Genomic DNA, 18978 nt, shown 5'->3' on the forward strand with positions numbered 1-18978 from the left:
GCGGTGGATCAGTGCACCCGCTGTCACACAACCATGCTCGAACTGATCGCCACCCTGGTGGTGGACCTCTCGGATCAACAGCTCACCGTCTACGACAACAACGATGAAATCGTGCGGGTCATCCCAGTGAGCACCGGCAAGGCGTCCACGCCAACCCCAACGGGAGAAGCCAAGGTGCTCACCAAATATCGCTCTGTGACCATGCGTGGACGGGGCTATGTCGCACCCGGGGTGCCCTATGCGATGTGCATCACCGCCAACGAGATGATCTGCATGCACGGCGCTCCATGGCAGGAAGATGCCGGCCAGGCCTTCGGTGTTCCCCGCAGCCATGGCTGTGTTCGCATGCCCACGCATCAAGCCCGCTGGCTGTTTGAGAACACACTCAAGGGCACCAAGGTGGTGATTCAGGTGTGAGCTCATTCCACCGGCGGATCGCCGGGGTGCCCCTGCACCGGATCCGCCGGTGGAATGAGCAGAGGTGGTACAGCCCCGTCTTCTGGAAGCAGCTCACCAGCTGACACAAGCCAGGCCAGCAACCAGTTCACCGCAGTGGCACGGCGCGTGCACCTTGGATTGAGCTCCGTGATGCGATAGCCGCCGAACTGCAGCTGCTGCTTCAGCAGCTGCTTGGATTCCTTGGCAATCGACCGGGTCAGACGCACCGAAGCGGGCCGCGAAGCAATCACCTGCGGGGCCTCCGGGAAGGCCTCTCTCCAGGCGGCGGGCGTTGCAGGGCCTGCCAGCCATGGCCCCTCTCCAGCCTCAGGGGGGAGATACGCCAATCGCTCCCAGATCAGCGAGGCCACGAATCGATCGCTGAGACGATCCTCAAGGATCGCCATCAGGAGAGTTCGGCTCAGACTCCAGGAGTGTGATGACATCGCCGCATGCTGTCATCCACAGCCGCTGCCACCTTTGATATACCACGACAGCCCCTGCTTCACCTCCATTACCTTCTGCTGTATGTACGTCTTCGACACAGCCCTGGAACCGAAGACGTCACTTCTTGGTGATGCACGCCTGCAGCGTCTGATTTTTCGGCTTCCGGACGAGGTCATGGCAACCGTCAAACGCGATCGTCGGCGTCTGCTCAAAAACCGGCAGTGCGGTGAGATGTCTCCCCCTCCCTGGGATGCACAAGGCAGGGTTTGCTTCAGCTACAGCGGCAAGACCGGCATCAGCACCCCGGTGTTTGCCGACCGTCGTGACGCGCCTCTAGGCAACAGAGGCCTGCAACGCATTCGTGCAGGTTGCCCTGTGCGATTGACAGTGCGTCAGGTGCGACACCGGCAGCCACGTGCAGGCACCAGGCTTCAGGTCTTGAAAGTGCAAGTGCTCCACCTCGATGCTCCCCACCAGGGGGGACTGGCCAGTCCCCACAGCATCCAGAACGTGAACCTTCAACTACCGCTCGATCTGATGCAGGAAGTAGAGCGACTGGCCCTTTATGAAGACTGGTCCAATCAGGCCTGGCTTCGCAACGCCATCGAATCCCAGGTTCGCGACACCCGTACCCGGCTTGGACTGGATGAGTCTGTGGCCTGAAAGCTCTTGGGGCCTGCCATTGGCGAGGATGCGTGAACTGAATCCAAAGCCGATGGTGAGGGGCCTGCAGCTGAGTGGAAGCAGCGTTGAGCGCGTTTTGCGCTGCAACGTGCTGCAGTCTCCGCTTGCAGGAGTCAGCGACAAAATTTTTCGTGCTCTGGTGAGGCGCTGGGCGCCGGATGCTCTGCTGTTCACGGAAATGGTGAACGCCACCAGCCTTGAGCTCGGCCACGGCAGGGGCAAAGTCGAGGAGCTGAGCCAGGAAACCGGACCAATCGGCGTCCAGCTGTTCGATCACAGACCCGAGGCGATGGCCGATGCAGCCCAACGAGCCGAGGACGCCGGTGCCTTCCTGATCGACATCAACATGGGCTGTCCTGTCCGCAAAATCGCCCGCAAAGGCGGTGGCAGCGGACTGATCCGCGATCCCGATCTGGCCTGCCGGATTGTGGACTCGGTGGCTTCAGCCGTCGGCCTGCCTGTCACCGTGAAAACACGCCTGGGATGGTGCAATCAGCCACAAATCAAAGGGTCTCATCAAGCGGCAGTATCCTGGTGCAGACAACTGCAGGATGCGGGTGCAACGCTGCTGACCGTGCACGGTCGTACGCGGGAACAACACTTCAGTGGATCAGCGAACTGGGAAGCCATTGCCTCGATCAAGCAGTCACTCAGCATTCCGGTGATCGCTAATGGCGATGTCAACAGCCCTGATACCGCCTTGCGCTGCCTTGAGAAAACCGGTGCCGATGGGGTGATGGTGGGGAGAGCAACCATGGGTGCTCCCTGGCTGGTCGGTCAGATCGATGCGGCGCTGAGCGGTCACACCATTCCCCTCACCCCAGGTCCGCGAGAACGCCTGATGCTGGCCTCTGAGCAACTGCGGGCCCTCGTTGACTGGCGAGGAGATCACGGCCTGCTGATCGCGCGGAAACACATGAGCTGGACCTGTACAGGATTCACTGGAGCGTCTCAGTTCCGCCAGAAACTGATGCGTGCGCCCACCCCTGATCAGGCACTGACATTGCTTCAACAACAGCAGGAGCAGCTGGCTTGAGCTGGCTGCCACTCATGGTTTTGGCGTGGCCTATCTGGTTAAGGAGACAGCCTGAGCAGCTGAGCCCCATCTGGAAGCGACGCAGTCTGATCCTGCTGATCAGTCTGCTGACCGCCCGATATCTGCATTGGCGGATCACCAGCAGTCTCAACCTGAGCACAAACCTGAGCACAGGACTGAGCCTGTTGTTGCTGACGGCGGAAGCCTGGCTGCTGCTGTCAGGACTGTTGCCGTTATGGCTGGCCTGGCGTCGCTTTCCCGACCGTCGAGGCTCGTTGCAGCAGCTGCAAGACCAGTGGCAGAACAGCGACTGGCGGCCAATGGTCGACATACTCGTTCCCACCTACGGCGAACCCCTTGAGGTGCTGGAACGCAGCCTGATCGCCTGTTGTCATCAGAACTATCGGAACCATTGCGTGTGGGTGCTGGATGACAGCGGCCGAGACGAGGTGAAAGAACTGGCTCTCAGGCACGGTTGCCATTACCGCCATCGACCGACTCGCACCCATGCCAAAGCCGGCAACCTCAATGACGGCCTCCACCACTGCAGCGGCGAGCTGGTGGCTGTGCTCGACGCTGACTTCATTCCGCAGCGGAACTTTCTCGATTGCTGCATCGGCTTTCTCCAGGACCCCTCGGTGGGGCTGCTTCAGACCCCGCAGACCTTCATCAATGCCGATCCGGTGATGCGGAACCTGGGCATGGAGCGTTGGTTACTGCCCGATGAAGAGAGCTTCTATCGATGGATCGAACCGGTTCGTGATAGCTGGGGAGCAGTGGTTTGCGCCGGCACTGCTTTTCTGGCTCGACGCAGCGCCCTTGATTCAGTCGGAGGATTCAAGCAAGAGGCGATCTCCGAAGATTTCATAACGGGGCTTCGGCTGCGGCGCAAGGGCTGGAAACTGCTGTATCTCCAACAGAAGCTCAGTGCTGGCCTCGCGGCCGAAACCATGGCCGACTTTGTGCGTCAGCGCCAACGCTGGGCGAATGGAACGCTGCAAAGTCTGCGACTGCGTGATGGTCCACTGGGTCCGGGCGACCTCCGCTTTGGAGAGCGGATGGCCTATCTCGAAGGCGTTGTGCATTGGTTCAACAACATGCCCCGGCTGGTGCTGATGCTGATGCCGCTCAGCTACGGCCTGCTTGGCACTGTTCCCATCCTGGTCAGCACAAGTGACGCTCTCCAGATGCTGTTGCCGCTCTGGGCAACACTCCTGCTCAGCATCGGCTGGATCAACCGCGGCTCCCGCACAGCCTTGCTCAGCGAACTCACCGGCTGGGTGCTGACGGTGCCGCTGACGCTGACGGTGTTCACCAATCTGATGGGACATATCGGTGGTTTTCGTGTGACACCAAAACACCAGAAACGCACTCGGGGCAGCTTCAGCATCGTGCTGGTGATCCCTCTGTTGGGACTGCTGCTGCTGAACCTCGTCAACCTGTTTGGACTGATGACGACGGCATCACTGGACAGCGAGATCCTCGACTCCCGGCCGCTTGGCCTGACCTGGACGGTGATCAACCTGCTCATCCTCTGGATTGCACTGCGAGCCTGCTGGGATCCACCCGCACGAGATCCAGCACCATGGCAAGCCGTGTCCTTACGGGCAGAGCTGGAAGACGTCGCCGGGCAGTGGCGACCGTGTCGAATCACAGCCCTCAGCGAAAGCGGTGTGGAGCTGGAGACTGCCATTCCAATGCCAGCGCAGGCGAAGATCAGGCGACTTCGCTGGACTGACGACGTCCCGGCACTGCCGGTTGAACTGGAAAGCAGGCAAGGCAATCAACTCGCGCTTCGCTGGCAGACACTCAGCGACACGACACGGCAACAGCTGATCCTCTGGTTGTTCTGCCGACCTCACTGCTGGCCGGAACGCCAGGCAAGGCCTGAATTGCGAGCTTTACTCGTCCTGATCAGCCGTCTGTTCATCCTGCCGTCACGACGTCCGTTCCATCGCTGTCTGATGCCTCAGACCCCGCCGCCCTCACACTCAGCCAAGCCAGAGGTCACGGGTTCCTGTGATGACCTGAGTCGCCAGCAAAAGGGCCACGAAAAGATTGAGAGACACATGCAGACGGCGCATCCACAGGCGACCGGCGATCTCCCGCTGACAAGCCATGGTCAGCAGCAGAAAAGCGAGCAGCAACAGTCCACCCCAGGTGTGCGACTGCCAGACAGCAGGAGCCCCCAGCGCACGAGCAGTCGCTAGCAAAGGCTGGATCGTGATCAGCAGCAGAAACAGCCAACAGCTCCAGGAAAAGAGCAGCCGCAGGGCCAGTCGGCGGGTGCGCAGCAGGGCTACAAACGACAGCACAACCCCTGCCGCCTGCAGGATGGACAGCACCCAGCTCCTCAGTCCGGCATCTGCGGCAGCCAGGTCATGGCTCAAAGCGAACAGCACAGCCACGAGCAAACCAGCCGTCGCCCATCGACCGTGATCAACGTGTTCAACCGGCACGGTTGGAGCGATGGGATTGATCTCCAGACGGCGCTCTCTGGCCAGAATCCCGAGCCGAATCGTGGCGCCGATCACCGGATACACAAACAGGATGATCAGCACCGGATGCACCAGCGCAAGCCATTGCAGGGGTGCCAACGGTTGCAAAGCAGCGATCAAGGCAACACCTCAGGCCATTGCTGACGGATCAGCAGCAATGAGAAGTAGGGCTTCACATCGTCGGGCACCGCCTGAGCCGGGGCCACCCACTGATCAGGCCAACCAACCCGTTGAGCAAAGAGGGCCCGATCCAGCAGTTTCTCCTGCTCCAGCGCTGGTCGCACCCAGGACCAACGCTGTCCCAGCTTGATCAAACCCAGCACCGTGGAGGTCTTGCGCGCACTCTGCAGCAAGGCGATCAACTCGACATTCGTTTCCGGACAAGGACGGATGAGCAAGCCCTCCTGCTGAAACGCCAATGGAAGATCGAGAGATCCCTCGACTGCAGCTGCTGCCGCTGCACACACCGAGGGAATGCCTGGAATCAAGGCGAAGGGAACATCAGGGTGATGGCGCCGCAGAGCCAGTTGCACGTAGCTCCCAGTCGCGAACAGTGAGACGTCCCCTTCGCAGAGCAGCACCACCCGGTTGCCGGATCTGACCTCTGCAGCCAGCACATCAGCCGCCTGTCTCCAGGCTGCGATCCTTGGCTGAGACTCAGTCACCATGGGGAACGACAGAGGCAGCAGGCGCTGATCAGAGCGAATCCAGCGGGACGCAATGGCAAGAGCCATACCCTCAGCTCCCTCATGAGCAATGGGATAGGCAACAACATCAGCAGCCTTCAACACTCGAACTGCAGCCACGGTGAGCAACTCAGGATCCCCCGGACCTACGCCAACCAACACCAGCTGATCTGAGGAACACTCGGACGCGATGGACACCGGCAATGCAAGCCAACCAGCCATCCAGCATGCTGAACAGGGTGGCAGGAGCTTTGATGCACTGCATCAGGATTGCTTCCGGACCATGAGCGAACTGACTCTCTATTCAGCGCGATCCAACACTGTCCTGTTGAAAACCCGAGAAGTCAGGCGTATTCAGGATCTTCTGAAGCAACGCGGCATTGGCTTCGAACGCTGGCCGACCCAGCATCGGCCGGAAACCAACGCTTCCCCCGCCCAGATCTTGGAGAGCTACCGAAGCGAAATCGAACGAACTCAGGCTCGAGGGCATTACCCCAGCGTTGATGCCATCAGGGTGCTTCCCGATCATCCGGATCGCGTGTCCCTGCGCCGCAAGTTTCTGAATGAGCACGTCCATGCAGAGGACGAAGTGCGGTTCTTCGTGGAAGGCTGCGGCCTGTTCTGTCTGCACATCGGCGATGAAGTCATGCAGGTGCTCTGTGAAACCAATGACTGGATCAGCGTTCCTGCCGGAACGCCTCACTGGTTTGACATGGGCGAGACGCCTTATTTCTGCACACTGAGATTTTTCAACAATCCCAACGGATGGGTTGCTGAGTTCACCGGAGACGCAATCGCCGATCGCTACCCCCGCCTCAGTACGCCTTAGAAACTCAAGCCGCCAGAAGCAAACGCGCGTCAACAGCGGATTTCAACGATGCTGTCCTGCAGGTCGGCAACTCGGCTACCAGGCACTGATCGTCCAGCAGCATCGCGGCCTCCAGATCAGCACAACGACCGATCAGGTCGCGAACCAGTGGGTTGGACTTGAGGCCATCCCATTGCTCATCAGTGGTGCCGTTACGCAAAGCCTGCAGCGAGTCAGCAACAGCGGTCACAGGGTCAGGCATCGACATTGCAAAGTGACTGGGTCAATTCTAGAAGTGACCCAGGCTCCATGGCGCGTCTCTTCAGACTTCTTTTGGACTCCGGTTACGAACTTGCTGCGCCTGGTGCTCACGCCACTCTCGACCACCTGGCAAGCCTCGCCTTAATCAGGTGATGAACAGGCAATCCCTGATCAGGCATCAACTCCAACGGAATGCATGCGCACAGCCTCCGGTGCAGCCAGCTCACCGCGCAACGCATCCACCTCCGCCGCGGCCAGCTCGTGAAGCCGAGGCACGATCACATCCCTTGGATAGCGGTCTGCGCACAGCACCCAGTAGAGGCCGAAATGGCGGGCTTCGCTCTTCAACAGATCGCCATAGAGCGAACGCAGATCTGGATCCGGGCTGTACTGAGCCAGCAGGGCCATGCGCTCGTGGCTCCTGGCCTCGATCAGCCCCGCAACCAGGAACGAGTCGAGCATGCGCTCGGGCTCTCCCCGGCGCACCTGCTTGGCCAACCATGCTCCATAACCTGGCGAGGGCAGGGGCTCCAGATAACGTCCCCGGTCCTTGAGGAGCGTCAACACCCGTTCAAAGTGTTCAAGCTCTTCACGCGCCAGCGGACTGAGAGCCTCGCCCAGGCCTGGCTCGCACAGATAGCGGAACATCAGCTGAACAGCCGCCCCAGCCGCTTTACGTTCGCAATGGGCATGGTCGATCAGCACCTCCATCGGCCTGGCGATGGCTTGCTCCACCCAGCGACGGCTGGTGGGTGCTGCAAGCCAGCGGATGCTCGTCACCGAAGAGGTGATGGTCATGGGGCAGATCTGCGCAGGTGATTCAGCAGGCCATCGAAGGCCAGGTCATAACTGAAGGGCCCGAAGCCACTGACGACGCCAACGGCACGATCGGCCAGAAACGACTGATGACGAAAGGCCTCTCGGGCATGCGTGTTGCTCAGATGAAGCTCGACATAGGGAATCGCCACTCCCAACAGAGCGTCACGCAGAGCAATCGACGTGTGCGTGTAGGCGCCTGCGTTGACGAGAATTCCGTTCACCCCACCCATGGCCTGGTGGACGCGTTCCACCAGCGCACCCTCGAAATTGCTTTGAAAACACTCCAGCTGCACACCAGCAGCCGTTGCACGCAGATGCAGATCCTGCTCAATCTGCTCGAGCGTCTGATGTCCATAAAGACCAGGTTCTCGTTGCCCCAGAAGATTGAGGTTGGGGCCGTTCAGGAGCAGCAGGCGCATGGCCTTACGAGAATTCCTTGGGGACCCGATCGTATCGAGAACCAACGAGAGGCACAGATCGCTAAAGGGAACGCCAGGCCGACTGGTAAGTTCTTCGGGTGGTTCGGGTCGGTGCCCGAGTGGTTAATGGGGGCGGACTGTAAATCCGCTGGCTCTGCCTACGTTGGTTCAAATCCAACCCGGCCCATCCACCACAAGCCCTTGTAGCTCAGCGGTAGAGCACTCCCTTGGTAAGGGAGAGGTCTCGAGTTCAAGTCTCGACAAGGGCTTCATCCAACACCCAGGCACCGGGTGTTGAGTCCAGAGGCAATCAAGAATGGATGGCGCCTCAGGACCTCAGCTCTGATCATTGGTGGCGTCAGCTCTCGGGGGCCAGGCCAGCCCGGGGTTCATGGATGAAAACCTGCCCCAGAGCAACGATGCCCTGGTGATGCGACATCAGCTCATCGTGTGGCGACAGCCGACAAGTGCCGCTAGCACTTGAAAAACGACTCGTCCATGGCAGCAACGCCCCTCCTTCTCGCACTGGATCAGGGCACCAGCAGCTCACGCGCCGCCCTGTTTGACTCGCGTGGCTTCCCCGTTGCTAGTGCAAGCGCTCCCTTGGCCATCAGCTATCCAGCTGACGGATGGGTGGAACAGAATCCAGGCGAGATCTGGGAAAGCCAGCGTCTGGCCATGAAGCGCCTGGAACAGACCATCAGCCAGGAACAGAGAGACGCTGTTGTTTCCTGTGGAGTCACCAATCAGAGGGAAACAACGATCCTGTGGCGCCGCAGCGATGGACAGCCCTGCGGCCCGGCCTTGGTGTGGCAGGACGGCCGCACCTCGGACATCTGTCAGCAATGGAAAGAGGAAGGCCTAGAGCAGGAATGGTGCGCCCGCACCGGCCTGCTCCTAGACCCTTACTTCAGTGCCAGCAAGATCCGCTGGCTGATGCTGCATGAACCAAGCGCCTCCAGCGCTGCCGCCAAGGATGATCTCTGCTTCGGCACGGTGGAGAGCTGGTTGCTGTGGAACCTCAGCGGTACCCGCCGCCACTGCTCTGACATGAGCAATGCCAGCCGCACTCTGCTCATGGACCTGAAAAAACGTGAGTGGGTGGATGCATTCTTCGAACAGACAGGCCTACCCCTGAGCGCGTTGCCGGAGCTTGTGCCCTGCCGCGGCGACTTTGGCGCGATTGCATCGGGCCTCCCCTTTGCCGGAGTCCCGATCCAGGCCCTGCTCGGCGACCAGCAAGCAGCGACGCTGGGCCAGTTATGCCTGGAACCCGGCGAAGCCAAATGCACCTACGGAACAGGTGCATTTCTGGTGGTGAACACAGGCAGCAACATTCATCGCAGTGATGCGGGTTTGCTGAGCACCCTCGGCTGGACCGACGACCAGGGTGAGCCCACGTACTGCCTTGAGGGCAGTCTCTTCAACGCCGGCACGGTGGTGCATTGGCTGCGGGACGGATTGGGGATCATCGAGACAGCCGAAGACGTCAACCAGCTGGCCCGCAGCGTCGAAGATTCGGGAGGTGTCATGCTCGTTCCAGCCTTCACAGGATGGGGGACACCGCATTGGGATCCTGGTGCTCGCGGCCTTCTGATCGGATTGACCCGCGACACCGGTCGAGGCCAGATCGCCCGTGCAGCCCTCGAAGGCATTGCGCTCTCAGTGGCTGGACTGGTGCAGCTCGCCGAGCAGTCCCTTGGCCAGGAGCTTGGAGAACTGGCCGTGGACGGCGGTGCAGCCGCCTCAGATCCACTGCTGCAGGCCCAGGCCGACAGCACTGGACTGAGGGTCCGGCGTCCGGCCTATCTGCAGAGCACCTCCCGCGGAGTCGCGCTGTTGGCAGGCGTTCAGGCCGGGGTGATCAACAGCCTGCAGGATCTGGAATCCCTTCGCGGTAAGCAGGCGGACGTTTTTGATCCCTCGCTCACCGGCGAACAACGCCAGAACTGGCTGAAGCAGTGGAGCGATGCCATCTCAAGGAGCCTGCGCTGGCATGAATGACAACTGCTTCGACCTTCTGGTGATCGGCGGCGGGGCCAGTGGAGCCTGCGTGGCCTATCAAGCCGTCTGCCGGGGGCTCAAGGTGGCCCTGCTTGAGGGCCATGACCTTGGTGGCGGCACCAGTTCACGCAGCACAAAGCTCCTGCACGGAGGGGTTCGCTATCTCGAACTGGCGTTCAAGACCGCCGACACCGCTCAGCTTCGACTGGTGCGCGAAGCATTGCTGGAGCGCGGTCATTGGCTGAAACATGCGCCGTTTCTTGCCCATCGCCTTGAGCTGGCTCTGCCCACGGATGGGCTGATCGGCCAGATCTACTACCGCCTTGGGCTCGGCATCTACGACGCCCTCTCAGGCCGTTCTGGAATCGGCAGCAGTCGGCTGATGTCTCGAGCACGGATGCATGAAGCTCTGCCCGATCTGCGCAGCGATGTCAGCGGAGGGGTTGTCTACAGCGATGGGCAGTTTGACGATGCCAGATTGAACCTGCTGATGGCTCTCAGCGCCGAGCGACACGGGGCGGTGGTTCGCACGCGGACACCGGTGGTGGAGCTGGAGAAAGACAGCCATGGAAAGCTGTGCGGAGCCATCAGCGAAAGCGCGGATGGGCACAGAGAACGCTGGCAAGCCCGCGTGGTGGTCAACGCCACTGGCATTCATGCCGATGTGCTGAGGCGCATGGCCGAACCCGATTGCCAGGAGCGCATGTTGACCAGCCGCGGAGTCCATTTGGTGCTGAAGCAGCGACTCTGTCCACAGCGAATCGGCCTGCTGCTGCCCTCCACCGATGACGGCAGGGTGCTGTTCATGCTGCCCTTCTTCGGGCGCACATTGGTAGGAACAACCGACACGCCCTGCAGCCAACAGCAGGCAGCCATGCCATCCGATCAGGAGCAGAGCTATCTCCTGGACTACGTGAAGCGATGGTTCCCAGGCCTGAACAACATTGAAATCGGCAGTTGCTGGGCTGGTGGAAGACCCTTGCTCAAGCCTGCCGATGCCGACATGAACAGCAGCCGTGTGGTGCGTGAGCACGAGGTGGAAACGCTGCAAAGCGGGCTGGTGAGCGTGATGGGAGGGAAGTGGACCACTTGCCGTCCCATGGCTCTCGACACCCTCACTGCCGTTGAGAAGCAACTCGGACAGTCACTGCCACCGCCTGAGGAACTGCCCCTGATCGGCGCCGACGCCAATCCCTTGCAAACCCCAAACCGGCTGATTGCACAACGGACAATCCTCCAGGATCTATTGCCGAAATCGCCGCAACAAGCGGAACAGATTGACCATCTTGAAAGCAGTCATGGCCTCCATGCAGAGGCTCTGGTGAACAGCTGGTCAGAAGCAGAGCGTGAGCCACTCAGCTCGGTGATGCCCATCTGCAGAGGAGAGCTGCAGCATGCCGTCGAAACAGAAAAAGCGAGAAGCGTCACAGACGTGCTGGCCCGGCGAACGCGGCTGGCCATGGTCGACCGCGACGAAGCGCAACGGTTGACTCCTGTGGTGAATCAAATTCTTGAGCAGTGCGGCCATGGCAACAGCACACCTCTGGAACTGAATCACTGATTGATGTTCAACGATCAGGATTCATTGATTGGAGTTCACCAACTCAGTGTTCACTGATCGATCGGAGTTCACATCCTCCACTTCGCCGATCAGCCACCAGCTGAATCCATGGGATGGCAGATAGACGAACCAATTCTCCGAAGCAGGCGGATATTCACACCCCCAGAAGACCTCACGCGTGCGCATACCGCTCCAGCGGCTCAGATCAAGATGCAGAGAGGCCCCTGCTGCCGAAAGGTTGGCAGCCACGAGCACCGTCATGCTGCCGTCACAGCGCACGTAGCTGATCACCCCTGGGTGGGCACATTTCAGGAGTTCGAAATTGCCATGTCGCAGCGCCGGCAGTAACCGCCGGCAGGTGAGCATGCGCCGGTGCCAGTTCAGCAGTGAACCAGGCAGCTGCTTCTGCACTTCAACATTCACCACGCGGTAGTCGTAGCCGGGAGCTGTGATGGGTGGCAGCACCAGCAGCGGATCGGGTGCGGTTGAAAAGCCACCGTTTCGCGCTGGAGTCCAGGCCATAGGTGTGCGGTTGGGATCGCGGTCGCGCAATCCCGGCCAATCCCCCATGCCCAGCTCATCGCCGTAATAGAGGCATGGCATCCCCGGCAGGCTGTAAAGCAGAGCGTGAAGAACACGGTTAGAACCTGGATCTCCATTGAGTAATGGCGCCAGGCGACGGTTGATTCCCCAGTTGAGCCAATGCCCCTGTCCTTGATGAAGACCAGCACGGATGGTCTGGATCACCTCCTCAGGGATCAGGTGACCATCACCCAGCCACAGCTCATCGTGATTACGCAGAGGCAAGGCCCAGCGGCAGCCACTGACGACCTTCTGTGCCTCCTCAAGACACTGGCGCAGATTCTCCACACTGCCGCTGGCGATCGCAGCAAACAGGTGTGCAGTCAGAGCAAAGTTGAAAGCGCCGTGCAGCTCATCCTGCAACAGATAAGGCGCGATTTCTTCCACTGGCTGGATCGCTTCCCCTACCAACAAAACATCCCGACCATGGGAATCCACCCGCTGGCGCAGTCGCTTGAGAAAAGCGTGGGTTTCAGGAAGCCCCTCACAGCGTGATCCCTCCTCCTCACACAGGAAAGGCACGGCATCCAGGCGGAAGCCATCGACACCACGATCAATCCAGAAATCCACCACATCCAACATCGTCTCCTGGACAAATGGATTGGCGTAGTTGAGATCAGGCTGATGGCGCAGGAAACGGTGAAGGAAGTACTGACCTGCCACCTCATCCCATTCCCAGTTCGACGACTCGAAATGGCGGAAGAGCACCGGAGCATCCGCATAACGATGCGGATCATCACTCCACACATAGATCTCACGCTCAGGGCTGCCCTGTGGTGCCCATCGAGCGCGCTGAAACCAGGGATGGAGGGTGCTGGTGTGATTCATCACCAGATCCATCACCACCTTGAGGCCCTGCGCATGCGCAGCCGTCAGAAAACGATGGAACGCTGCGAGATCACCCAGGTCCGGATGAATCGCCTTGAAGTCAGTGATGTCATATCCACCGTCATCCAGCGGTGAGGGATAGATGGGCGTCAGCCAGATCGCTTCCACCCCCAGCCAACGCAGATAGGGAAGTCGGCTGGCCAACCCCTGAAGGTCTCCGATCCCATCACCATTGCCATCGCGGTAACTGCGCACGATCAACTGATAGATGACGGCACCGCTCCACCAAGGCTTCTGCTGACTCATCAGGCCGTTGCCTCTGATCACGGTGTAGTGGCGATCGTGCTCAACGTCATCCCCGCGCCAACGGTTGAGCCAACGAAACTGCGAGCATGTCCAGCACAGTCAGCACGCTCATCCCCGTCATGGTCCAGGCCAACGCTGCACCACATTTCACCGAAACCGACCTGGGACGCCTGCGTAAACCTGTGTTGGAGGGCATCACCAGGCCGGAAGCCTGGCGTCGTGCACAGCTTCAGCGCCTGCGTGAGCTTGTGACAGAACACGAGCCAGAAATTCTTGAGGCCCTTCGCCATGACCTTGCCAAGCCAGACCTGGAGGGGATGGCAGAGGTTGTGACCTTGCTGCAGGAGCTCAAACTCGCTGAACGGCGACTTCGGGCCTGGATGCGTCCGCGCCGAATCCCTGTTCCATTGGTGCAGAAGCCCGGCCGTGCCGAACTGATCCGCGAACCACTCGGATGCGTGCTGTTGATCGGCCCCTGGAATCTGCCCTTCAGTCTCACCTTATGGCCTCTTGTCAGCGCCCTGGCGGCCGGCAACACCGCGGTGATCAAGCCCTCTGAACATGCACCGGCAACCGCAGAGCTCATTGAAAAGCTCGTACCCAAGCACTTTCAGAGCGATGTGGTTCAGGTTGTCAACGGCGATGGAGCTGTTGCCGCTCAACTGGTGAGGCAGCGCTTCGATCACATCTTCTTCACTGGCGGAGGAAAGATCGGAGCCAAAGTGCTGGAGGGGGCCGCCGCCAATCTCACACCGGTGACTCTGGAACTCGGAGGCAAAAACCCTGCGATCGTTCTTCCTGGAGCCGATCTGTCCGTCACGGCACGCCGGCTGATCTGGGGAAAGGGTTTCAATGCAGGCCAGGCCTGTATCGCACCGGATCATCTGCTGGTCCAATCGGAGCAGCGTGCACCTCTGCTGCAAGCCATTGCAGAGGAACGGCTGAAGCTCTACGGCAGCGATCCACTCGAATCCAAAGCACTCGCATGCCTGATTCACGACCATCATTTCGGGCGACTGGAGGCATTGCTGAAGCAGGCCAAAGATGAAGGTCGTGTGCTGATCGGCGGTGAGTCGGACCCGATCAGACGCCGTATTGCACCGACGCTGATCGCCGTGCAGGACGAAAAGGACCCGCTGATGACCGATGAACTGTTCGGACCACTGCTGCCTGTGCTGGAGATCACCGATCTGAATGACGCCATTCAAAGGATCCAGAAGCAGGACAAACCGCTTGCCCTGTACTTATTTGGCGGTGACGAGCGTGACCAGGAGCTTGTACTGCGCAGCACAAGCTCAGGTGGTGTGTGTTTCAACGACGTGTTGATGCAATGTGGAGTCCCCGATCTGCCCTTCGGTGGGGTGGGCGCAAGCGGGATGGGCACCCATCACGGAGAAGCGGGATTCAGAACCTTTTCCCATGAACGATCGGTGCTGCGTCGTCCGTTCTGGCTTGATCTTCCTCAGCGCTATCCGCCTTACACCCTGAAGCCGGAAACATTCCGTCGTTTATTGAGCTGACCAGCGTTGAAATAAGTACAGCCTGGGACTGGCGCACCACGGGAGGCACCTTATCTTTCGCCCAGCCAACGGACACGCATGCGCCGCACCCTCCTGACCGTCCTGGCCGCAATGGCCCTGACACCAATCGCCAGTCATGGCTCCAGCGTGACGGTCAAGTCAGGTGAGACCCTCTCGGATATTGCCGCTCGCTATGGCGTATCGATGAACAGTCTGATGCGCCTGAACGGGATCAGAAACTCAGACCATGTAGAGGCCGGCCAGACACTTCGGTTACCGGGGAGCGTTTCAGCCGGAAAGGGGCGGCACAACGTGCGGTCCGGTGACACTCTCAGCGGCATTGCTGCGCAGTACAGAGTCAGTGAGCGTCAGTTGATGGCCCTGAATGCACTGTCGAGTGCTGATCATGTTGAGGTCGGTCAGACCCTGAAGCTGCCCAGCAACGCGGTGCTTCCTCAGGCAAAGCCCAGAGCCACAGCCAAGCCGGTGCCGATTCAGGCCAAGCCAAATGCCATCTCCCACATCGTGGCCCGCGGCCAGACGCTCACCCAGATCGCCAGGGCCTACGACATCCCGATCACGTCATTGATCAACATCAATGCCATCCAAAATCCCAATCAGGTCAACATCGGAACCCAGCTGATGCTGCGCTCCACCGAAAGCAACAGCAACGCATCGATCGCCACGTCGACAACACCTGCTGAACGGCAACCCTTGGCGACCGAGAGCCAGCCCCAAGAGCAGAAGCCAGCTCAGGCCCAGTCAAAAACCGAGAACGTCAAGCCCACAGCGGCCAATCCGGCGACTGTGAAACCAGAGGCTGTCCAACCCGCAGCTGCGAAGCCAAAGGTTGTCAAACCCGTCACGACCGCCAAGGCAAGCCAGACAGCCACGACCAACGTTCAGCCGAAGCCTGCCTCCTGGCGCACCTATGGCCCCCTTCAGGTTGACTGGGGCAACTGGCAGTCGATGGGTGGAAGCGAGGTGGCCCCAACACTGAACAGCGATGGACAATCGCTCTACGTTGCTGTGAATTGTTCTGCCAGGAAGATCAATGCCACCGGCGCAAACGGGATGTGGAAAAGCTGGATCGCACCCCAGTCTGAATTCGAGAAGTCGCTCGTGAAGGATCGCTGTACGGCTGCAAAGGGTTGAATACGGGCTAAGCGGCGTAGTGCAAGGGCCAGGGCTGACGCAGAAAGCGCCGGCCGCTTTCCTTCAAATACAGGCGCTGGCTGCCGTCATCGGTTTCATGGATCAACTCCTCCTGAACCAGCCGCCGCGTGAGCCATCCCCAGTGCACCGAACGACCTTCTTCAGCGTTAAGCCTTTCACTCAGCCTGCGGGCGTCCGTGCCGTGAACCTCGGCCAGCAACTCCAAGACGGCCGTGGCCTGGTCAGACCAGTCCTGCCTTGAGGCACCGGAGAGACAGCGATCACAGCGGCCACAGGGAGGAACCAGTTCACCGACGGACAGCAGCAGAGCCTGTTCTCGGCAGGTTTCGCCCTCTGCAACGGCCTCCATACGGCGCAACTGCTGCTGCGCCAGTTCAATCCGACGCGATTCTTCAACAGCATTGCTGGCGGACGAACGGCGCAGTGCACTCTGCATCGCCCATCCAAGGCTGGTTCGATCTCTCGGCGAGAACAACACCAGACAGTGAGCCGGCTTGCCATCACGCCCGGCACGACCTGACTCCTGCAGATAGCCCTCCGGGGTGCTCGGAAGATCCAGGTGCAGAACCAAGCCGACATCAGGCCGGTCCACCCCCATACCGAAAGCCACAGTGGCCACCAGCACGGGATCCTGCGCTCCCAGGAAATGTTCGAGAGCCCGATGCCGAACCTCAGGCTCAAGACCGGCGTGATAAGCGATGGCCTGAATCCCATTGGCACAGAGACGCTCAGTCCAGCGCTCCACCGAAACACGGGTGCGGGCGTAAATCAGACAGGCGCCGCGGGCCTTCTCCAAAGCATCCATGACATCCTGCAGAGGATCTCCAACCCGCCGGCGCATGGCGTAATGCAGGTTGTGACGCCGAGCCGATCCCACCTGAATCAGCGGCCGCCGGAGATGCAGAAGACGGAGAAGATCTGCCCTGACCCTGGGGGCAGCCGTGGCACTGAGGGCCACCAATGGGACCCCTGGACAGAGTGCCCGCAACTCTCCCAGCCGGCGGTAATCAGGACGGAAGTCATGCCCCCAGGCGCTGATGCAGTGGGCTTCATCCACAGCGAGCGCCACCAGCTGTCCTTTGGCGGCATGCTCCTGCAGAACGGCACGGGTGGCTTCACCCTGAAGACGCTCCGGCGCGAGGTACAACAGCCGCAAAGAGCCTTCGTTGAGTTGCTCGAGCGTCTGTCGTCTCTGAACTGGCTCGATTCCACCGTGAAGACAGGCCGCTGCGATGCCTCGACGTCTCAACTGGAGAACCTGATCCTCCATGAGCGCGACCAATGGTGAAATCACCACCACAAGCCCTGATCTCACCAGGGCAGGCAACTGGTAACAAAGAGACTTGCCTCCACCGGTCGGCAGCACTGCCAAGCAGTCCTGCCCCTGCAAGAGGCACTCCACAACGGGACGCTGCCCTGGCCGGAAATCGGACCAGCCGTAATAGCGCTTGAGCGCATCCAACAGCAGGTCCAAAGCACTCCACAGATGGTGTGCGTAGCCTACCGAGCCCCAGATCTAGGGGATTGGAGGAGGATCCAGCTGATCCGGTGATTCCTCAACCAACTGGAGACGCACCCGCTTCCCGCCCGCCAATTCTCCCAGAGACACCCGCAGCGTTGCACCGCTGAGACTCTGCAGCGCCGAGAGCACATCCCTGAGATACGGCGTACTGCTGCCACTTTCCACCCAAAGCCGTTCCTGCAAACCACCCAGTCGTCGCCAGGAGGTATGCAGCTTGAGCACCGCCGATTCCAGAGACTGCGCCTGACCAACTGCATCAGCCAGCAATCCCAGTGCATCCAGTCGCTGCGCTTCCTGCATCGCCTTCTCGAGATCCAGCTCACTTTGCTGGAAGGCACGGACGGCGACACTGGATTCAGTTGCCTTGGTAATCCATCGGGCGGTGTGAGTCACATCCTTGATGCGATCAAGCTCAGGCTCATCGCGCAGCACCTTGCGCAGATCATCCTGCTGTGGCTCCGGCAGCTTGGCCAGCTCACGCACCAGCGGCGCAACCACCTTCGGCGGCAGCAGATTCTCCTGGGTGCGTTGCCTTATTTCCTCAGGAAGCAGAGGGCTCGTAGCAGCCATGAACTCGTCCGTCAGACGTCGGACCTGCTTGCGGGTGATCTCCTGCCCTTCATTGGCAGCCTCGGAGATCATCAGCTGCACCTCAGGTGCCGCCTGCGCGGTTTCCATGAAGGCGCGTTTGGAGAACTGATTGACGCTGGTCTCCTCGAGCACGCCCTCACCCAGCATTTCCTGCGCCGACTCCGCCAGCTGGATCAATCCGTAGGCCCGGGTCTTACTGATCTCCCGCTCCCTGAGCCACTGCAGGAACCCGGCGCCACGTCCTTCCCCCCCTCTCTTTTCACGATCGCGAACGGCCTTGAGGATCTTTCCACGCCAGATCTCAGTCTGGAGATCGAACTTGTCACAGACAGCCCAGGCCTGTTCCAAGCGAGCCAGAAACTCCATCGTGCTGATGTCGTCCTGTTCGGGATCTGGCAGATCCAGCTCCAGAACTGGAGTTTCCATGTTCGTTGGCAGCAAGGCAGGCAGCACTCCGGAGGCTGGATGCTGGCATGGCGCAGGGCCGGCAAACGGTTGATCAGGGCGACATTGTGTGACGCAACGGCACTGCAGGGAAGGACCTGGAGATACGATCAAAGTGCTTTTAGTTCCTACGAAGCGATGGCGATCTCCCGCGGTGACATGGTGCGGATCAAGCGCCCTGAGTCCTTCTGGTTCAACGATGTCGGCAAGGTCGCCTCAATCGACACGTCGGGCATCCGTTACCCAGTCGTGGTCCGATTCGAACAGGTCAACTACAACGGCCTGCAGGGTTCTGACGGTGGCATCAACACCAACAACTTCGCGCTCGACGAACTCGAGCCGGCCTGA

General features: G+C 60.2%; 19 protein-coding genes, 2 tRNA genes and 1 pseudogene. 13 read left to right on the top strand and 9 right to left on the bottom strand.

Annotated elements, in window-relative coordinates; translation table 11 throughout:
• Nucleotides 1–33: 33 nt before the first annotated feature.
• Nucleotides 34–417, top strand: a complete 384-nt coding sequence (locus SIB58_RS11515; protein ID WP_066912029.1) for a L,D-transpeptidase — start codon at nt 34–36, stop codon at nt 415–417.
• Between the two features lie 2 nt (nt 418–419).
• Here the strand turns inward: SIB58_RS11515 and SIB58_RS11520 are convergent, their stop codons facing one another.
• A complete protein-coding gene (locus tag SIB58_RS11520) occupies nt 420–884 on the bottom strand; it encodes a DUF1823 family protein (RefSeq protein ID WP_066911985.1) in 465 nt (154 codons plus the stop codon).
• Between the two features lie 82 nt (nt 885–966).
• Here SIB58_RS11520 and SIB58_RS11525 point away from each other — a divergent pair, with 82 nt between their 5' ends.
• From SIB58_RS11525 to SIB58_RS11535, 3 genes and pseudogenes are all read left to right on the top strand, one after another.
• Nucleotides 967–1548 carry a hypothetical protein gene (locus SIB58_RS11525; RefSeq protein ID WP_066911987.1) on the top strand — a complete coding sequence of 194 codons (582 nt, stop codon included), beginning with the start codon at nt 967–969 and terminating at the stop codon, nt 1546–1548.
• A gap of 52 nt (nt 1549–1600) precedes the next feature.
• On the top strand, nt 1601–2605 hold the full coding sequence (gene dusB / locus SIB58_RS11530; protein ID WP_066912032.1) for a tRNA dihydrouridine synthase DusB: 1005 nt from the start codon (nt 1601–1603) through the stop codon (nt 2603–2605).
• Between the two features lie 14 nt (nt 2606–2619).
• Nucleotides 2620–4584: pseudogene (locus tag SIB58_RS11535) on the top strand (glycosyltransferase family 2 protein); the annotation flags it as partial.
• A 12-nt stretch (nt 4585–4596) separates the two neighbouring features.
• On the opposite strand, the gene SIB58_RS11540 reads toward SIB58_RS11535, so the two are convergent.
• Both SIB58_RS11540 and cobI read right to left on the bottom strand, forming a co-directional pair.
• Nucleotides 4597–5223, bottom strand: coding sequence for a DUF4079 domain-containing protein (locus SIB58_RS11540; RefSeq protein ID WP_231857198.1), 627 nt, complete (start codon nt 5221–5223; stop codon nt 4597–4599).
• Nucleotides 5220–5987, bottom strand: coding sequence for a precorrin-2 C(20)-methyltransferase (cobI, locus tag SIB58_RS11545; RefSeq protein ID WP_231884229.1), 768 nt, complete (start codon nt 5985–5987; stop codon nt 5220–5222). Before cobI ends, SIB58_RS11540 begins: the two co-directional genes overlap by 4 nt.
• Before the next feature lie 85 nt (nt 5988–6072).
• On the opposite strand from cobI, the gene SIB58_RS11550 reads away from it, so the two are divergent.
• Complete coding sequence (locus SIB58_RS11550) at nt 6073–6618, top strand: 1,2-dihydroxy-3-keto-5-methylthiopentene dioxygenase (protein WP_066911996.1); 546 nt, start codon at nt 6073–6075, stop codon at nt 6616–6618.
• A gap of 4 nt (nt 6619–6622) precedes the next feature.
• On the opposite strand, the gene SIB58_RS11555 is transcribed toward SIB58_RS11550, so the two are convergent.
• From SIB58_RS11555 to aroQ, 3 genes are all read right to left on the bottom strand, one after another.
• Nucleotides 6623–6859 (bottom strand): hypothetical protein, encoded by a 237-nt coding sequence (locus tag SIB58_RS11555; RefSeq protein WP_066912034.1) that lies wholly within the window; start codon nt 6857–6859, stop codon nt 6623–6625.
• A gap of 170 nt (nt 6860–7029) precedes the next feature.
• Nucleotides 7030–7656, bottom strand: coding sequence for a tRNA-(ms[2]io[6]A)-hydroxylase (locus tag SIB58_RS11560; RefSeq protein WP_066911999.1), 627 nt, complete (start codon nt 7654–7656; stop codon nt 7030–7032).
• Entirely contained in the window at nt 7653–8096 is a 444-nt protein-coding gene (gene aroQ / locus SIB58_RS11565) for a type II 3-dehydroquinate dehydratase (protein ID WP_066912002.1), read from the bottom strand. The genes SIB58_RS11560 and aroQ overlap by 4 nt, the downstream gene beginning before the upstream one ends.
• A gap of 105 nt (nt 8097–8201) precedes the next feature.
• Here aroQ and SIB58_RS11570 point away from each other — a divergent pair.
• From SIB58_RS11570 to SIB58_RS11590, 5 genes are all read left to right on the top strand, one after another.
• Nucleotides 8202–8283 (top strand) — tRNA-Tyr (locus SIB58_RS11570).
• A gap of 10 nt (nt 8284–8293) precedes the next feature.
• Nucleotides 8294–8365, top strand: a tRNA-Thr gene (locus SIB58_RS11575).
• A gap of 83 nt (nt 8366–8448) precedes the next feature.
• Nucleotides 8449–8580 (top strand): hypothetical protein, encoded by a 132-nt coding sequence (locus SIB58_RS11580; RefSeq protein WP_255355661.1) that lies wholly within the window; start codon nt 8449–8451, stop codon nt 8578–8580.
• Between the two features lie 14 nt (nt 8581–8594).
• Nucleotides 8595–10100, top strand: a complete 1506-nt coding sequence (gene glpK, locus SIB58_RS11585) for a glycerol kinase GlpK (RefSeq protein ID WP_067327515.1) — start codon at nt 8595–8597, stop codon at nt 10098–10100.
• The gene (locus tag SIB58_RS11590) at nt 10093–11661 is read left to right on the top strand and encodes a glycerol-3-phosphate dehydrogenase/oxidase (protein ID WP_067327518.1); all 1569 of its coding nucleotides are present in this window, start codon (nt 10093–10095) and stop codon (nt 11659–11661) included. The genes glpK and SIB58_RS11590 overlap by 8 nt, the downstream gene beginning before the upstream one ends.
• A 21-nt stretch (nt 11662–11682) precedes the next feature.
• Here the strand turns inward: SIB58_RS11590 and SIB58_RS11595 are convergent, their stop codons facing one another.
• On the bottom strand, nt 11683–13377 hold the full coding sequence (locus SIB58_RS11595; RefSeq protein ID WP_066912036.1) for an alpha-amylase family protein: 1695 nt from the start codon (nt 13375–13377) through the stop codon (nt 11683–11685).
• Between the two features lie 119 nt (nt 13378–13496).
• Here SIB58_RS11595 and SIB58_RS11600 point away from each other — a divergent pair, with 119 nt between their 5' ends.
• Entirely contained in the window at nt 13497–14897 is a 1401-nt protein-coding gene (locus SIB58_RS11600) for an aldehyde dehydrogenase family protein (protein ID WP_197461212.1), read from the top strand.
• A gap of 78 nt (nt 14898–14975) precedes the next feature.
• Nucleotides 14976–16052: a LysM peptidoglycan-binding domain-containing protein gene (locus tag SIB58_RS11605; protein ID WP_066912014.1), complete on the top strand. Its 1077-nt coding sequence runs from the start codon at nt 14976–14978 to the stop codon at nt 16050–16052.
• A 7-nt stretch (nt 16053–16059) separates the two neighbouring features.
• Here SIB58_RS11605 and SIB58_RS11610 read toward each other — a convergent pair whose 3' ends face one another.
• Together SIB58_RS11610 and SIB58_RS11615 are read right to left on the bottom strand one after the other, a co-directional pair.
• The gene (locus SIB58_RS11610; protein WP_082823459.1) at nt 16060–17547 is read right to left on the bottom strand and encodes a RecQ family ATP-dependent DNA helicase; all 1488 of its coding nucleotides are present in this window, start codon (nt 17545–17547) and stop codon (nt 16060–16062) included.
• A 42-nt stretch (nt 17548–17589) separates the two neighbouring features.
• Nucleotides 17590–18612, bottom strand: coding sequence for a hypothetical protein (locus SIB58_RS11615; protein WP_066912042.1), 1023 nt, complete (start codon nt 18610–18612; stop codon nt 17590–17592).
• A 156-nt stretch (nt 18613–18768) separates the two neighbouring features.
• Between SIB58_RS11615 and SIB58_RS11620 the strand changes: the two genes are divergently transcribed.
• Nucleotides 18769–18978 carry a photosystem I reaction center subunit IV gene (locus SIB58_RS11620; RefSeq protein WP_066912053.1) on the top strand — a complete coding sequence of 70 codons (210 nt, stop codon included), beginning with the start codon at nt 18769–18771 and terminating at the stop codon, nt 18976–18978.

Origin of the sequence: Synechococcus sp. MIT S9504 (assembly GCF_047497135.1) — a bacterium.
Taxonomy (GTDB): domain Bacteria; phylum Cyanobacteriota; class Cyanobacteriia; order PCC-6307; family Cyanobiaceae; genus Synechococcus_C.

Bases quoted from the DNA above. Each gene is read 5' to 3' on its own strand.
- SIB58_RS11515 (WP_066912029.1), top strand. From the start codon at position 34: ATGCTCGAACTGATCGCCACCCTGGTGGTGGACCTCTCGGATCAACAG.
- SIB58_RS11520 (WP_066911985.1), bottom strand. From the start codon at position 884: ATGTCATCACACTCCTGGAGTCTGAGCCGAACTCTCCTGATGGCGATC.
- SIB58_RS11620 (WP_066912053.1), top strand. From the start codon at position 18,769: ATGGCGATCTCCCGCGGTGACATGGTGCGGATCAAGCGCCCTGAGTCC.
- aroQ (WP_066912002.1), bottom strand. From the start codon at position 8,096: ATGCGCCTGCTGCTCCTGAACGGCCCCAACCTCAATCTTCTGGGGCAA.
- SIB58_RS11600 (WP_197461212.1), top strand. From the start codon at position 13,497: ATGGTCCAGGCCAACGCTGCACCACATTTCACCGAAACCGACCTGGGA.
- SIB58_RS11605 (WP_066912014.1), top strand. From the start codon at position 14,976: ATGCGCCGCACCCTCCTGACCGTCCTGGCCGCAATGGCCCTGACACCA.
- SIB58_RS11550 (WP_066911996.1), top strand. From the start codon at position 6,073: ATGAGCGAACTGACTCTCTATTCAGCGCGATCCAACACTGTCCTGTTG.
- SIB58_RS11590 (WP_067327518.1), top strand. From the start codon at position 10,093: ATGAATGACAACTGCTTCGACCTTCTGGTGATCGGCGGCGGGGCCAGT.
- glpK (WP_067327515.1), top strand. From the start codon at position 8,595: ATGGCAGCAACGCCCCTCCTTCTCGCACTGGATCAGGGCACCAGCAGC.
- SIB58_RS11595 (WP_066912036.1), bottom strand. From the start codon at position 13,377: ATGAGTCAGCAGAAGCCTTGGTGGAGCGGTGCCGTCATCTATCAGTTG.
- SIB58_RS11560 (WP_066911999.1), bottom strand. From the start codon at position 7,656: ATGACCATCACCTCTTCGGTGACGAGCATCCGCTGGCTTGCAGCACCC.
- SIB58_RS11525 (WP_066911987.1), top strand. From the start codon at position 967: ATGTACGTCTTCGACACAGCCCTGGAACCGAAGACGTCACTTCTTGGT.
- dusB (WP_066912032.1), top strand. From the start codon at position 1,601: ATGGTGAGGGGCCTGCAGCTGAGTGGAAGCAGCGTTGAGCGCGTTTTG.
- SIB58_RS11555 (WP_066912034.1), bottom strand. From the start codon at position 6,859: ATGCCTGACCCTGTGACCGCTGTTGCTGACTCGCTGCAGGCTTTGCGT.
- SIB58_RS11615 (WP_066912042.1), bottom strand. From the start codon at position 18,612: ATGGAAACTCCAGTTCTGGAGCTGGATCTGCCAGATCCCGAACAGGAC.